This window comes from Bacillus cereus group sp. Bce041, assembly GCF_052646455.1.
The window spans coordinates 99,111-114,901 of sequence record NZ_JBQXON010000008.1 but is presented as its reverse complement, the minus strand read 5'-3'; the positions used below and the strand labels follow the sequence as shown (position 1 = coordinate 114,901).

The following is a 15,791-nucleotide window of genomic DNA, read 5'->3' as shown; positions in this document are numbered from 1 at the left end:
GTAAGATGATGGGACCTTTCGTAAGAAAAGGGAATGAATATATCGGTGAGTGCAACATTGTTCGTAATCTAGTTGCTTTAGTATAAAAGGATAAGATGTGGGACGCTGTATGCAATGAAAGTCGCACGTACAGTGTTAAGCCGGGGAAAAGATGGAGATAACTTCAAAGTTATATATCGCAACGATATCTAAATTGTATATGTAGAAAGGAGCACCTAATTAAAGTGCTCCTTAGGAGATTGATTATAAATGTCTGTTCATTAACTATTATTATGTTTATTTTATCGAATGGTGAAAAACTTGGACAAAAACTTCATTTTGCACAACAAAGCAGCTAGTTAATAAAACTAACTGCTCGTTGTACAAAAGAAACGCTACGCTTACAGAAATAATTTGTAACTTTAAGTTACAGAAATAGTATCAACAGGGTTAAAAATATTATTCAGAAATGAAAGATAGCTAAACAAAAACTTTATTTTAAAGCTGCACTTCGGTGATGGCTTTTGTGTTATTTATATAAGAGGATAATTATGGTTTTTGTAGAATAAATAAGTCTGGAGAGACGGGTGGATAGTACTATATATAGAAATAGAAATATATGAAAAGTGTGAAAAACGATTAGCAGAACTACTAGGTGCAAAGGTACTATGGGAATGTATAAGTACTGTCACAGAGGAAATTGAAAAACAAGAATTAGAGTCTACACCAGGTTTATTAGAAGATCTATTCGTACATGTGAAAGAAACTATTCAAATTAAAATCATGAATCAACGCATAACAAAAGCCTCTGTAAAAACAGAGGCTAATGGTATAGATAAAGATACATTATTTATGGAAGCTTATGTAGAATTAATTAATCTTAAGTTTCTTATTTTTTAATTAGCTGTAGAGCTTTCATTTGTTCTAAAAGAATTAAATTGTTTTGTTCAATCATCTTTGCCACAGCTTCAAAGTGAGCTTGATTCTCAAGAACCTCAATCTGCTTCTCTTTAAGAAGTGATTGAAGTATTTCTTTTATTTCTTTACACTCGTATATGTTATTCTCCGAGTCTTCAATTAATTTATTGCGACGATTGGTGTATTCAAGTGCACCTAAAGTCGCTAATGCGCGAGGATATAATCCTAGAATTTCAATGTATTCCTCTCCTTTCCTCTACAATAATTCGATAGGGGAAAGGAGATTCCTTTAATGATTTGGTAAAATTGTGAAAGGTGACACTTATGTTAACTTGAATATCTATTGCTAACTTATTCTGTATAAAAAATAGCTGCACAAAAGTACAGCTAGTCTTCGTCACAAATTTATATGGCCTTGATGACGAATTGGGATTGAGGTATATATAGTAATTGAGCTGTTAAGGAAGTTGTTGTGTTAGCAAATGGGTATGCTTCTTTTTAAAGAAAATTACTATACACTATTTCATTCATTTCATAGGTCGTACACAGTTTTTTTAGGATTTTTTGAGAAATTTTATTTGTACAAGCAGCATTGAACTACCCCCATTTTCACTTCGTTTAGAAGTGAGGGATTCCTAAGTAAAGAGTTCTATCGAACTCTAATTGATTAGGCTAACCCCGCAGTCCTTGCGGTTAGAAGCCTTATCGCTTCATTCTTTAGATTGATACTTGCGTTAATATCTCTATCATGATGTGTTTGACATGAAGGGCAAAACCATTTACGTAGGTTTAGATTTTTAACGTCTTTATTTTGATACCCACAACAAGAACATAATTGGCTGGAAGCAAATGTTTTCGATACGACAATGACTTGTTTGCCATACCATTTTGCTTTGTATTCTAACATTGATCGAAATTGTAACCAAGATACCTCACTAATTGCTTTTGCTAACTTATGATTCTTTAACATATTCGATACTTGCAAATCCTCTATACCGATAACATCGTGGTTTTTGATGATTTCAGTTGAAATTTTGTCCAAGTAATCTTTTCTAGCATTTGATATGTATTCATGAATTCTAGCTACCTTTACTCGCTGTTTATTCCAGCGAGAAGATTTTTTCATTCTTCTAGAAAGAACACGCTGTGCTTTCGCCAACTTATCTTCTAATGATCGGAAAAACTTCGGATTTTCATAATGTGTTCCATCTGACAAAATAGCGAAATTTTTTAGTCCTACATCTATTCCAATGTAAGAATGTGTTTTCGAAAGTTCTTGTACTTCTGTTTCAACTAATAGTGACACAAAATATCTACCAGAAGGGTTTCGTCTAACTGTAGCATTTACAATACGCCCCTTTACTTCGCGACTTTTGGCAAATCGAACGAGGCCTAGTTTCGGCAACTTTATTTTGTTCCCTACAACGGCAATGTTTTCATTTGTTTGTTTTGTGGTATAAGATTGTACGTTGTTCTTCTTAGATTTAAAGCGCGGTGCGCTGTTTTGTTTTTTGAAAAAGCGTGTATAAGCATCCGCAAGGTTGCGAACAGACGACTGAATCGCAATACTATCCACTTCTTTTAGCCAAATAAGCTCTTTCTTCATGGCAGGTAGTTTGGCAGAGCATGTACCATAGGTCAAGCCTTTTCCTGTCTCTTTGTATGCTTGATCCCATAAAGATAGGAAATGATTGAATACAAAGCGAGAACACCCAATCGTTTTGTTGATTAGAATTGCTTGTACCTGATTTGGATAGATACGAAACTTATAGGCTTTATTCATCATTATTTGATTCACCTCCATTTCGGTATATGACTATTATACACCAAACGTACATTCGATAGGTAGTGGAGTAACACTTTCTGTATGTCGAACAATTAAGATGCCTTCCTGCCATCCCTTGTTCGAAGCCAATTCATCTCCCACCTACTCACTGGGCTGTGACCCTTCAAGCTCCTTGAGGAAGGAGTCTTCTTGGCTAAAATGATAAATTGGTTTAGCTCTTCTATAACCTCAGACATAGTGATTCCAGCTAGTGGAATATGACTTTGGTGAATTAAGCCATTGTAGTATCCTTCTGATTTTTCCTCACATTTACCTAAAGTAGCTCGCTCATCATTTTTTAATTGGTCAAGATTTTTAATTATTTTCTGCATAGATTCTAGTAAAGAAAAATTTTTTGATTTATTTTAAAAAAAGTAATTGTGAGATAATGAAGTTTCTAAAAATATTTCTGAATTAATTGTTTATTTGGTTTGCATGTTGCCCTAGCATGTATTTAACTAATGTAGTAGATATTTTAATATAATGTAAAACGTATTATAAGGTAGTTGAATAAAAGGGTTCAACTACCTTATAAACTGTAGAAATTGTTGGGGAAAGATAAAAAATAGGGTGGAAGTGCTAAAGATATGTTCTAGTTGGGAAGAAGTAGTAGTATGGATTTGGTAGAAAAATCAGCATAATTTTTTATGGAATAATAATTATTCGATCAAAGTTTTTTAATGAATTCAATTTCATTGTCTAATAATAATGGACGAGTTAAGTGTGAAGAGTTTTCTTCAACCTGAGTAGAATTTTTTGCGCCAGGAATAGCAACTGAAACTGCTGGGTGACTTAAAACATAACGTAAAGCAACTTGCGCTAAACTTCGATTTGAGCGTACAAGTGAACGTAATTTCTCTACTGTGTGTAAGCTATCTTTAAACCATTTTTCTTTTGGCCAATCTTTTCTTAAATCATCGTCTGGAAATTGAGTTTCATGATTAAATTTCCCAGTTAAAATTCCCATCTTAAGTGGACCTCTTATCACAGCACCTAAATTATGTTTTTCAATATAAGGAAGGATGTCTTTTTCAGGTTCTTTATTCAAAATACTATAATCGAATTGTACGACATCTAAATCATTATTCTGATTAAAATGTTTTAGATAATCTAAATCATTAGTAGAAACGCCAACAGCTCTCACTTTGCCAGATTTTTTTAAGGTTTGGAAAGCTTGTAGAAAGGCTTCTGTTTCTTCCGGTTTATCCCACCAAATATGACAAAAGTACACATCTATATAATCCGTTTTAAGCCGCAGTAAACTAGCCTCAAATGCATCAATGATCTTTTGAGGCTCTCCATAAACGGCTGGTTGATTTGGGTCATAATGATGACCAATTAATCCACCTTTTGTAGAAAGAATGATATCCTGCCTGCGATTATTTATGGCTTTTGCAACTAGCGTTTCACTATGACCTAATCCATAAACATCAGCAGTGTCAATAAAATTGACCCCTAGGTCAATTGCTTTTTCAATTGCATCAAGTGATTCATTATCTTTTACCGCTCCCCATTCATCTCCACCAATTGCCCAAGAACCGAATCCTATCTCTGAAACTATTAATCCTGTGTTACCTAATAATCTATATTCCATTATGTACGGACTCCTCCTTTACAGTTTATGTTATAAGAAGTATATATAGTGACCAGTTGGAATATTCTTGAATTTATTTTCGGAGTATAAATTAGGCTATTTCCTTAAATAAAATATGTAAGATTACTGTATAAAAAGAAATTAGAATTATTAGTGAAATGGTTTTTTATGCTTAAATTGAATAAAAGTATGAACGGTTACAGTATAAATATGAGTTTTATTCATTATTTTAATAACTATGCAATAAGCGAAATAAATGTTGAATTTAGTCGGAAAATATAGATTTACAAATTGCAGAATATGTACATATAGTTGTAACTGTAAATATTATCCGTTTTTAAATATTTATAAAAGGAGAAATTCATATGAAAGAAATACAAAATAAATATGAAATTGTAGAAGAATTAGATGTAACAGTTGGCCAAGAAGCATTATGGATAGCTCATCAAATGGAAATAGAAAAAGGAATGAACAATGAACCGATTATAATAAAGTTAAAAGGAAATCTTCAAATAGAGGTTTTAAAGAAAACGCTTACTACAATAGTGCAATCACATCCGTCGCTACGTACAATATTTAAGAAGAGGGATGAAAAAATAAAGCAATTAATTCAAAAGAATGTAGAATTTGATATACCAATTAAGGATTTAACTGCTTTTAAAAACACAAAACAAAAATCTATTTTTAAAAATTTCTTAGAATCTATAGTGAATGAGAAATTTAGTTTAGAAGAGGGGCCTTTGTTTAAATTTCACATCATTAAATTCAGTGAAGATACATTTATTTTACATTTAATGTTTCATCACATTATTTACGATGGATGGAGTTTAGGAGTTTTCATCCGACAATTATCCAATACGTATGGTGAATTACTTCAAGGGAAGACGAATGTAGAATTTGAATCTCCTTATCAGAACCTCGTAGAGTATGAGGAGGGTTTTATTGATAGTGCAATATATAAAGAAGGATCATCGTATTGGAAAGATTATTTACAAGGTGAATTAACTCCTACAGAGTTTCCTATTGATTTTAATAAAATAAATGAAAAGAGATATACAGATAAAAATATAAGCAAGAATATTAATTCGGATCTGTTTTATCAAATACAATGTTTTGCTAAAAAAAATAATATAAGTATTTATCGAGTAATGTTAAGTACTTATTGTACCTTGCTTCATCAAATGACAAATGCTGAAGAGATAATTGTTGGTATTCCAATTAATACTAGACCGCATACAGAAGAACGAAATACTTTTGGCTATTTTGTTAATACAGTACCTATACGTATAACAATAGAAAAGGGAGAAACATTTAAGGGAATACTTAATAAAGTGAATAAATCTATTCATCTAGCTATTACGTATAAACATAATCCATACTCACATATAGTAAAAGATTTAAATCTAAATACAAATACAAATCATAATATGGTATATTCCACAGCATTTAATACGATGAAGATACCGGAATTAAAAATTCCTGATATTGAGTCAACAGTTTTAACAGATTGTAAAAGAGTAAATCCTTTTAATATGACTTGGAGAATAATGCGATATGAAGGGGAAACAGAGAATAAAATTGAGGTTGACTTTAACTCAGCATTATATAAACCAGAGAGTATTAGTGATTTAGTCGAAAGATATATATATTTGTTACAAAAACTAATGAAGAATGTGAACGAACCTATCCATTCATTGGATTTACTTGTAGAGAAAGATCATCGTCTATACAAAGAAATGAACTCAAATGCTCTTACATATCCTCATTCAAAAACACTAGATCAATTAATCGATCTACAATCATTAAAATCACCAAATCAAATAGCGATTTCAATGGGGGATAAATCCATTACCTATTATGAATTACAGCAAAGGTCAAATCAAATAGCGAATTATTTATGTGAAAATGATATAAAAAAGGGACAGCGTGTAAGTATTACTATGGAAAGAGAGATTGATACCATTGTATGGATTCTAGGTATCCTAAAATCAGGTGGAGTTTATGTACCAATTGATCCAAAGTTTCCTGAAAAAAGAATAGAATACATCTTAAAAGATAGCGAAAGTCAAATGATTATTACGAAGAAAGAATACAGGGGATTGGTTGAAAGGTTTGCGATTCATACAATTTATCTAGAAGATTTTCATTACGCTAATTCTATAGAAAATATTGCGTCTACACATACCATAGAAGATGCAGCTTATATTATCTACACGTCAGGTTCAACAGGTTTGCCAAAAGGAGTCGTTGTACCACATAAAGGCGTAGTTAATTTATCATATTCAGTAATCAATACATTTCATTTAGACAAAGAAGATGTGTTTTTACAATTTGCAACGATCATTTTTGACGCCTCCATTATGGAAATATTTCCGATTTTGCTATGTGGAGGAAGAATGCATTTAATTTCTGAAATCGAAAAACGTTCAGCAGAGGAATTTATAAATGTAATTCAAAAGAATGGTATTACAAATGTGGTTTTACCAACTGCGTTTTTTAAATTAATAGCTGATATGCCAAAAGAAATGTTACTTAAATTAAATTCTGTAAAACGTGTATTTGTAGGAGGGGAAACTTTACCTGCTGAATCAGTTCGTAAATGGCAAAGTAAATTAGGGTTAAAGATTCCAGTTCTTAATGCATATGGTCCTACTGAAACTACTGTATGTGCAACCATGTATGAAGTAAATGGTGAGATACAAAAAGAAATCTCTAATATCCCAATAGGTAAACCAATTGCTAATAGTGAAGTTTTCGTAGTTAGTCCGTTTAATACGTTATGTCCGTCAGGTGTAGTAGGTGAGTTATTTATTAGCGGTGATGGAGTTGCCAACGGATATTTAAATCAAAAGGAAAAAACAAATGAGGCGTTTATTTCTTTCGGTAAATCTTATAATCAAGATAAAAAGATGTATCGTACTGGAGATTTAGTACGTCTTTTACCGAATGGAAATTTAGAATTTATCGGAAGGAAAGATAATCAAGTAAAAATACGTGGGTATCGAATTGAGCTGGATGAAATTGAAGGAACATTATTTAAACATCCAGAAGTGAGAGATTCTGTAGTATTCACTTATCAAAACGACAAAATCGTTAGTTTTTATTTATCAAAAGACAATACAGAACTACAACAAGAGGCATTAAAAACATTCTTAAGTGAAAGTTTACCAGATTTTATGATGCCAAATTATGTATTTCACCTTGAAAGTTTTCCTGTATCACCAAGCGGGAAACTAGATAGAAAAAAATTAGAATTACAAATCCCATCTTTACTTGAAAACATGCAGAAGCAATATGTTCCACCGATAAGTGAAACAGAAAAAAGATTGGCAAAAACATGGGCAGAGATTTTAAATTTAGGGAAATATAGAATCGGCAGAGATAATGACTTTTTTAAACTTGGGGGACATTCATTAATTGCTGTGCAAGTGTTAAATCAAATTCAAAAAGAGTTTCATCTAAAAATTGAAATTAGAGATATTTTTGAGCATACAACGATTGCTAGTCTGTCTGCTTACATCGATAAATTAATGGCAGTAAATCATGATAGGGAAGAACAGGGAATTAAAGTATTAAAAGTTGTAGATAAGGAAAGTTATCAGTTATCAAGTGCTCAAAAAAGAATCTGGTTTTTAAATAAGTATAACGCCATTAATAGAGTATATGATACACCACTACACATATATATTGAACCGAGTTTAAATAAGGATATTTTACAAGACACCATAAGATTTTTAGTTGAACGACACGAGATGCTACGAACAGTGTTTATTGAAAGAAATGGGGAGCCTAGACAAGTCATCTTAAACTCAATAGCGATTGACTTGATTCATGATGAGATTGAACACATGTCTAAAAAAGAACAACAAGAATATATACGTACAACAATAAATCAAACGGATCATACACCATTTGATTTAGAAAATGGCCCTCTTTTTAGGATTAGAATTTTTAATCTGAATAAGAAAAATTCTTATTTATATATCAATTTACATCACATTATTACAGATGAGTGGAGTGTAAGGAATTTATTAGATGAATTAATGAAGGTATATAGTGCCTTTGCAAAACGTAGAAATCCTGAGTTGCCAATTATCTCTAATCGATATGTAGATTATGCTGAATGGGAACAGGAGCAGTTAAATTTAGGTCGGTGGGATACGGAAAAATCTTATTGGATGGCCGAACTTGCAGCACCTCTTCCTATACTAAACCTTCCTTTAGATTTTAGTAGGAATCGTCAAAGTACAAATAAAGGTACAGTATTTGAAATGAAGTTAGAAAATGAGATGAAAGAGTCTTTGAAACAAGTATGTGAACAAGAGAATGTTTCTATGTATATGCTATTTTTGGCAGCATATATTCAATTGTTACATTATCTAACGGATCAAAAGGATATTATTGTAGGTACACCGGTTGTTGGAAGGAACCATCAAGAATTTGAACAAATACAAGGATTTTTTGTAAATACCTTAGCGATCAGAACACAATTGAATGATGTGAAAAATTTAACACAGCTATTACAAGTAGTGAGAGAGAAATGTTTGAATTCATTCCAAAACCAATCGTACCCATTTGATAAAGTAATTGAGCAAATAAATCCTGATAGAAGCTTTGGGAATAACCCGATCTTTTCTACTATGTTTAGTTATCAGAAAGATATTCTGCAGCAACATGATGCGTATAAGCTTCAGTTGTTACCTAATAAACAAGATATTAGTAAATTTGACATTTCTTTAGCTGTTGAAGAAGGATTGGATTATGTAGGGATTTCATTTGAGTATGATATTAATCTTTTCAAGGAAGAGTCAATTAATAGGTTTACTCAAAATTTACTTACTATACTGGACGCCTTTATTCATCAACGAACAGTAGCATATGAAAATCTTTCATTCCTATCACAGGAAGAAGAATCTTTATATAAAAAGGTAAATCATACAGAAAGACCCTATCCTTATTTTCAAAATATACAGGAGCAATTCCATATGCAAGTAGAGAGATATTCCAATCGGATTGCTGTAGCGACTGCAACGGAATCTTTAACATATAGACAATTAAATATGAGCTCTAATCAAGTAGCTCAACATTTACTCGGAAAAGGTATAAAAAGAGGTGATAAGGTAGCCATATTTTTAGATAGAAGTATGAATAGTATCGTTTCTATGCTTGGAATATTAAAAGCCGGTGCTGCCTATATACCAATCGATGTAAAATACCCTGAGGATAGAATAAATTATATAGTTCGTGACAGTGAGGCATGTAGAATTATAACGAGTAACAAATTCAAAAGTCATTTGAATGTAAGTGATTATAAGGTTTCAATAATAGAGGATATATATCGTACGACTATAAATGATGATGTGAAAATTTTAAATAAACCAGATGACTTGGCATATGTAATTTATACTTCAGGCTCAACAGGAAAACCAAAAGGTACATTATTAACGCATAAAGGAGTATTAAATTTAGTTGAATGGAGAAATGAAGTATTTCAGATCTCTCCAAATGATAAAGTAACACAGTTTTATTCCCATAGTTTTGATTCTTCAGTATCAGAAATTTTTTCTACCTTGTTAAATGGGGCAGAACTATATGTATTAAGTGATGAACAGCGCTATTCAACTGTCGCATATGCTCAGGCCATTCAAGAAACTCAAGCAACTATATCTGACTTACCAACAGTATTTTTCAATGAATTATCAACTTCATTAACGAAACTGGATAGCGAAAAGATACGTTCTTTAAGATTTATAATAATGGGAGGGGAAGCTGCATCAACAAATGCCATTAGAAGTTGGCAAAATACTTTTAAAAACCAAGTAAAGCTGGTAAATGAGTATGGCCCTACTGAAGCAACCGTTTCAGCAATGTATTATTTCATACCAGTTTTAGAAGGCAACAATAATCTTTTAGGAAGCATACCAATTGGTATTCCTATTTCTAATACAAAGATTCATATATTGAATTCATATATGCAACATTGTCCGGTAGGGGCTATGGGTGAATTATATATTGAAAGTTTAGGATTGGCTCAAGGATATTGGAAGCAGGAAGAGAAAACAAAACAGGCATTTATTTCAAACCCATTTTCAGAAGATAATAGTAAAAGATTATATCGAACAGGTGATTTAGCAAGATGGTTACCAAATGGAAACATAGAATTTATGGGAAGAAAAGATAAGCAGGTTAAAATTAGAGGGCACAGAATTGAATTAGGAGAAATAGAAGATGCAATGTTACAACTTGAGGGGATAAGTCAGGCTGTGGTAACACAAACGAAAGATGGAATGTTACTGCAAGCTTATTATAAAACAGTGGACGGTATAGGGATAGAGAAAAATAAGTTAGCTTTACATTTATCAAATATATTGCCAGAATATATGGTCCCTAAATATTACTCTCATGTGTTAGAAATACCAATAACGGCGAACGGGAAAATTGATTTTGAAAAACTGCCAAAAATAGAGTTTGATCATGAGAAAAACGATGAGTGTAAACTTAAACCTCAAACTAAAGTGCAAAAAAACATTGCAAAGGTATGGTCTGAAGTTCTAAACGTAAAATCTATAGGGTTAAAAGATGATTTCTTTAATTTGGGTGGACATTCTTTAAAAGTTATGCCGGCATTAGTCAAATTAAAACCGTTATACCCTAACTTGAAAATTCAAGATTTCTTTAAGTATAGAACAATAGAAAAATTAGCCTCTCATATTGAAGAGATGGAAGATATGTCGTTCAAGAAAGAGAAAAATATGAATGTAGCATGTATGGAAAATGAAACGAAAACGACTCCTGTTTATGAAACAACTAAATTAGAAGAATGTGAGTTAGATATGGTGAATTATCCAAAAGTAGTTTTCCTTACAGGGGCAACGGGATATTTAGGAGCACATATTTTAGAACGATTATTACAGTTACCATCTACGACTATTTACTGTTTAGTAAGAAAAAATGAGGATCAAGTAATTGGTGCAAAGTTAAAAGAAAGAATGGAGTTTTATTTCGGTAAAGAAATTCTCCAAAAGTTGAAGGTGAGAGTAGAGTTAATTGAAGGAGATTTATCTCAGATGAATCTAGGTCTAGATTCAAAGCAATTGGACCATTTAAAGAATAAGGTAGAGTCAATCATACATTGTGGTGGAGAAGTTAGACACTATGGAGAACGTGAGCATTTTCAAAAGGTAAATGTTCAGTCTACAAAATACTTATTGGAATTAGCTAAGAACACAAATGCACGTTTTCATTATATATCGACTTTAAGTGTAGTAGGTCAGGCTGAAAGCGATCCAAAAGAATTTGAATTCTTTGAGTCTAATTTTGATAGAGGGCAAAATTTAGATAATCTGTACCTAGAAAGTAAGTTTCAAGGCGAGAAAATGGTCAGAGAAGCAATGGAAAAAGGAGTTCGTGCCACAATATACCGTGTGGGGAATTTAGTGGGTAACTCTAAAACAGGTAAATTTCAATACAATATTAATGAAAACGCATTTTATAGATTATTAAAAGGGATATGCCTATCTAGCATAGCTCCTGACGTCAATACGTATGTAGATTTAACGCCTGTAGACTATGGAAGTTTAGCTATTACTGAATTATCTTATAAGGCCAATACAGTAAATAAAACCATGCATATCTGTAATCCAAATCAGCTTAAATGGGATCAATTTATTAATAGTTTACAAGCTTTTGGATACGATATCCTGTTAATGAAACAAGAGAAGTATATAGAGAAGTTTTTTAATACGAATCTAACTACTGATGAACAGAAAGCTTTAGAGCTCATAATGCCTTTATTAGAATCTGTAGAAGAGCTATCAGTAGCTATACCATCTTGTTTATACACGCAAGGATATTTGAAGAACATACATTGTTTAGAGCCAAATCAAGAGTATATCAATTTGTTATTAAATTATGCTATGAGTATAGAGTATTTACCATTAATTAAAGAACCAATACTGTTGTAGTATACTCTATCGATTTTGAACAAAAAAAGAACCTGTTTTCCATTGAGAACAGGTTCTTTTTCTGGAAAGATAACTACTTAGTGGTATGGAACAGATTCCTTCTCGATAGGTTTGGGAACGCACTATTGAAAATATAAATATACAATCAAGTGTTTTTATAGTAATAAAATCTGATATATAGTTGAAAAGTTTTTGATAGATAGTTTTAAATTATCTTTAAAAATTGAAGGTGATACCTTGGAGTTAAACGACATTTAAAACATTGTTTAATTTATGAAGTCTAGAGGGGGGGAGATAAGTTGAGGGAAAATGAAAACATATCAACGAAAGAAAAGATTTTGAATACAACATTGGAGTTAATTAAAGACGAAGGTTTGTAAAGGTATTCAATGAAAAAAACGTTTATAAAATAAACTTAATCATCTTTATAAACTTGATATTCCAATGTTTCGTACATAATCCCTTTCTGTTTATAAAGATATACCTTTGTAAACAGGTAAATCTCAAGAAATATTTCTTTATTAAAAAATATAATAAAACACTATTTGTTATAATTAGAATAATTGGATAGGAATTTTGGGAGGAATAGCTGTGGGATTAAATATACGTCAATTAAATAAGAGTTTAGAAATAAAAATTAAAAAATGTATTGCGCTATTAGGTGAAGAATATATGTCTTTAAATTTCACTATATACTTTTATGAGACCCGAGAAAAGCTTCAAAAAGAGCGTGATAATAAGCCAGATTTAAAGAGCGAACATTATGAACAAATATTAAATGGTGAAATAGAAACGGCGGGCTTAACCATTTGGGAAGAGGGGAAAATTAAAATTTTTCTATTCCTTTTTCAAGATTTAAAAGGAAATCCTACAGAAGTCATTAATTTAATTGGTAATCTGTATCATGAGATTCGTCATGCATGGCAATTTGAAAATAATCTATTCCAAGATGAGAAAGAGATTGATACGATTGATGGGGATCTTGAATCATATCTAAGTTTACCCTATGAGAAGGATGCATATAGATTTCAAGATGAAAACATGAAAAAACATGGCGAAGAAATTTTAAGGATTTTTGGTTTTCAGTTGAAAATTAATTATCGTTTATCCGATGAAATAAAGAATATTATATATTCATAATGAAGGAATCGTTGCCGTACCACTATCTTGTATAGATATATATATCTAACATCTATTTGATATATTTTGTCTTATTCCCCTTTTTTCGGGGGATGGGCAAAAACACCCATCTTGCAAAAGGTGTTTAGCAGCCATGCATAGAATCACTTCTTTGAGGTGATGATTATGACAGTGGAAACATCAATAAGGCATAGAGAAATTACAGGAACTATATTTAGAAATGGACGGTTTCAATATGAAGCTAGCCATGTTGTATCATTTGATGATAACTATGAAGCTATCTTTATTCTAGGTGGGAAAATTAACGAGTTATTTACGATTCTTTGCCGATGTAATACGCTTTATCTTGAACCTAAGTACAAGAATGCACCTAGAATTATAATTGAACTCACTAGCTGTTATGATGAGTTTAATGAGTATTATTTTATGGATTCCTTTAGAGATGTAAATGCTTTTTTAAAGGAGATGCAACCCTTAATTAACGTTGCAAAACATATGGAACAACAAACTAAATATCCTGAGTAATAATTTAAACACATGTGAGGGTGAATATACTCTCACATTTTTTGTGTTCATTATTTAGAGGTTCTACCAACAAAACGCGAATTTCGTACGCTAAGGAATTATTAGGTGTCTTTTTTGAAATGGGCCATCCTTTAGTAATGCAATATCGATTAATAAAATAAGTTATACAAATAATTTGTTATATTTCAATATACCCTAGTTGGGGTACGGAAACGATTCTCGGTATGAGATGTCGCTCGAGGATTAAGTGTGATTTTTGGATGTAATTTCCTTTGAAGAAAGTTTGAAGAATTTCTTGTTATAATCGTTATTTTTTGGATATTCATGTTTCTCATGCATGACGAAAGCCTGTTACAATAGAATGAAGTCGAACACTTTAGGGAGTGCAGTTGATTTTGCTCCTTTCTAAGAAACAAGGAGAGTAAAAATGCATAGTATTTGGAATAAATTACGTCGTCAGAAGAATGAAAAAGATTGGCAAGATGAAAAGAGTTTTGAACGATGGCTAATGAGAGCAAAAGAAAGTGGAGTACCTGTTCCAAGGGAAGTTGCTGAGCAGTGGTTGTTCGCCTTTATTGATGAACATGATGTTTTAGAAGAATATTTAGATATTGATCTTACTACTGTTATTTTCAAACAAGAAACGTGGGATATTGAGACTATTTTGCAAATAAAACCTGGGGATTATGGTGAAGAAGGACGTTATCTTCCAGTTATCAGAGAATTAAAAAACATTAATGGGAAAATTGAAAAAAGTCCTTATGGTCACATTAATTCCGTAGTAAAAAGTTGGCTTAACGAAGGTACATGGAGTGTCCCTCCTATTGTATTAGATAGCAGACAATTTTCAGGATACAAAACACCTTATCATTTAGTAGAAGGTTATACAAGATTAGCTTGGATCCATTATTATGCTAACCATCCAGATAATTCATCAGGGGTAAAGCTCAGTAATAAACACTCTGTTTGGTTGATTACAATGAAAAATTAATTAATTTAAACATTGAATTTGCACAGTTACAGGAGAAGAATCTGAAGTGACATTATCATATAGCAAATAGAAAGTTTGCTGTCAGTTTAGAATCGATAGATTCCGTGGCAAAGGATTATTGACCATTTATAAAGCAGAAGATTAAATTTCTTGTTGCAGAATCCTTATAATAAGGATTCTTTATTTATGAAAAATCATAAATAAAAAAGGATAAGATCGGCGAACACGATCTTATCTTTAGCACAAGGAGTAAACAAAAGGATAACCATCATAATTTTATTATAATTTATTTTTTGTTAATTATGAATATAATAACCATAATTAACAAGTATATCTATATTGAGAAATTTATTACAAAATTAGTTATAAATGATTCAACACTCCAAAGTAAACTTTTACCCAAAATTTTACTTTCATTTCCCCTTATACGTTGACTTCCATTTGATTTCATTGAAATTATAAAAATAGACAAAAAAGTATACATTCAAATCATTGAAAATAAAGGGATTAAAAAAACAGATGAATAAAAAGCAATATTTAATTGATGTGCAACCAATTCGGAGCAAAGAACAGCTCAAAGACATGAAATGGTATCTTGAATATCCAGAAATAGAGTCCTGTTAACAGTTACAGGATTCTTATAAAGATTATGTAAATGTATACATGTAACAGAAATAATAATAAAACATATATAAGGCACCGATAAATTACTATAAAACTAAGGTTTTGCACTATCCATATAGTTAAAAAGACAGTATCTTTTCTGTATATTTTTACAAAAAGAATAATGTTCTTTTCATTTTAAGAGTATTTTGTTTTCGTATCTTGATAACAATTTTGTGTGAATTCTAACGT

General features: G+C 31.4%; 7 protein-coding genes and 3 pseudogenes. 5 read left to right on the top strand and 5 right to left on the bottom strand.

Features of this window, described 5'->3' with window-relative positions; all coding sequences use genetic code 11:
- Positions 1-868: 868 nt before the first annotated feature.
- From ACUN13_RS22390 to ACUN13_RS22370, 5 genes and pseudogenes are all read right to left on the bottom strand, one after another.
- On the bottom strand, positions 869-1,135 hold the full coding sequence (locus tag ACUN13_RS22390; RefSeq protein WP_409532369.1) for a hypothetical protein: 267 nt from the start codon (positions 1,133-1,135) through the stop codon (positions 869-871).
- 167 nt (positions 1,136-1,302) lie between these two features.
- Positions 1,303-1,494: pseudogene (locus ACUN13_RS22385) on the bottom strand (hypothetical protein); the annotation flags it as partial.
- A 70-nt stretch (positions 1,495-1,564) separates the two neighbouring features.
- Entirely contained in the window at positions 1,565-2,683 is a 1,119-nt protein-coding gene (tnpB, locus tag ACUN13_RS22380) for an IS200/IS605 family element RNA-guided endonuclease TnpB (protein WP_409532324.1), read from the bottom strand.
- A gap of 200 nt (positions 2,684-2,883) precedes the next feature.
- Positions 2,884-3,072 (bottom strand): annotated as a pseudogene (locus tag ACUN13_RS22375) (aspartate aminotransferase family protein); the annotation flags it as partial.
- A gap of 317 nt (positions 3,073-3,389) precedes the next feature.
- Complete coding sequence (locus tag ACUN13_RS22370) at positions 3,390-4,316, bottom strand: aldo/keto reductase (protein WP_000456661.1); 927 nt, start codon at positions 4,314-4,316, stop codon at positions 3,390-3,392.
- A 365-nt stretch (positions 4,317-4,681) separates the two neighbouring features.
- Between ACUN13_RS22370 and ACUN13_RS22365 the strand changes: the two genes are divergently transcribed.
- From ACUN13_RS22365 to ACUN13_RS22345, 5 genes and pseudogenes are all read left to right on the top strand, one after another.
- Positions 4,682-12,280, top strand: a complete 7,599-nt coding sequence (locus ACUN13_RS22365) for an amino acid adenylation domain-containing protein (RefSeq protein ID WP_445423959.1) — start codon at positions 4,682-4,684, stop codon at positions 12,278-12,280.
- A 299-nt stretch (positions 12,281-12,579) separates the two neighbouring features.
- Positions 12,580-12,654: pseudogene (locus ACUN13_RS22360) on the top strand (TetR/AcrR family transcriptional regulator); the annotation flags it as partial.
- A gap of 217 nt (positions 12,655-12,871) precedes the next feature.
- Positions 12,872-13,420 (top strand): hypothetical protein, encoded by a 549-nt coding sequence (locus tag ACUN13_RS22355; protein ID WP_161508208.1) that lies wholly within the window; start codon positions 12,872-12,874, stop codon positions 13,418-13,420.
- Positions 13,421-13,585: 165 nt separating this feature from the next.
- Positions 13,586-13,945: a hypothetical protein gene (locus tag ACUN13_RS22350; protein ID WP_409532322.1), complete on the top strand. Its 360-nt coding sequence runs from the start codon at positions 13,586-13,588 to the stop codon at positions 13,943-13,945.
- A gap of 427 nt (positions 13,946-14,372) precedes the next feature.
- Positions 14,373-14,936, top strand: a complete 564-nt coding sequence (locus ACUN13_RS22345; RefSeq protein ID WP_161508206.1) for a hypothetical protein — start codon at positions 14,373-14,375, stop codon at positions 14,934-14,936.
- Positions 14,937-15,791 lie beyond the last annotated feature (855 nt).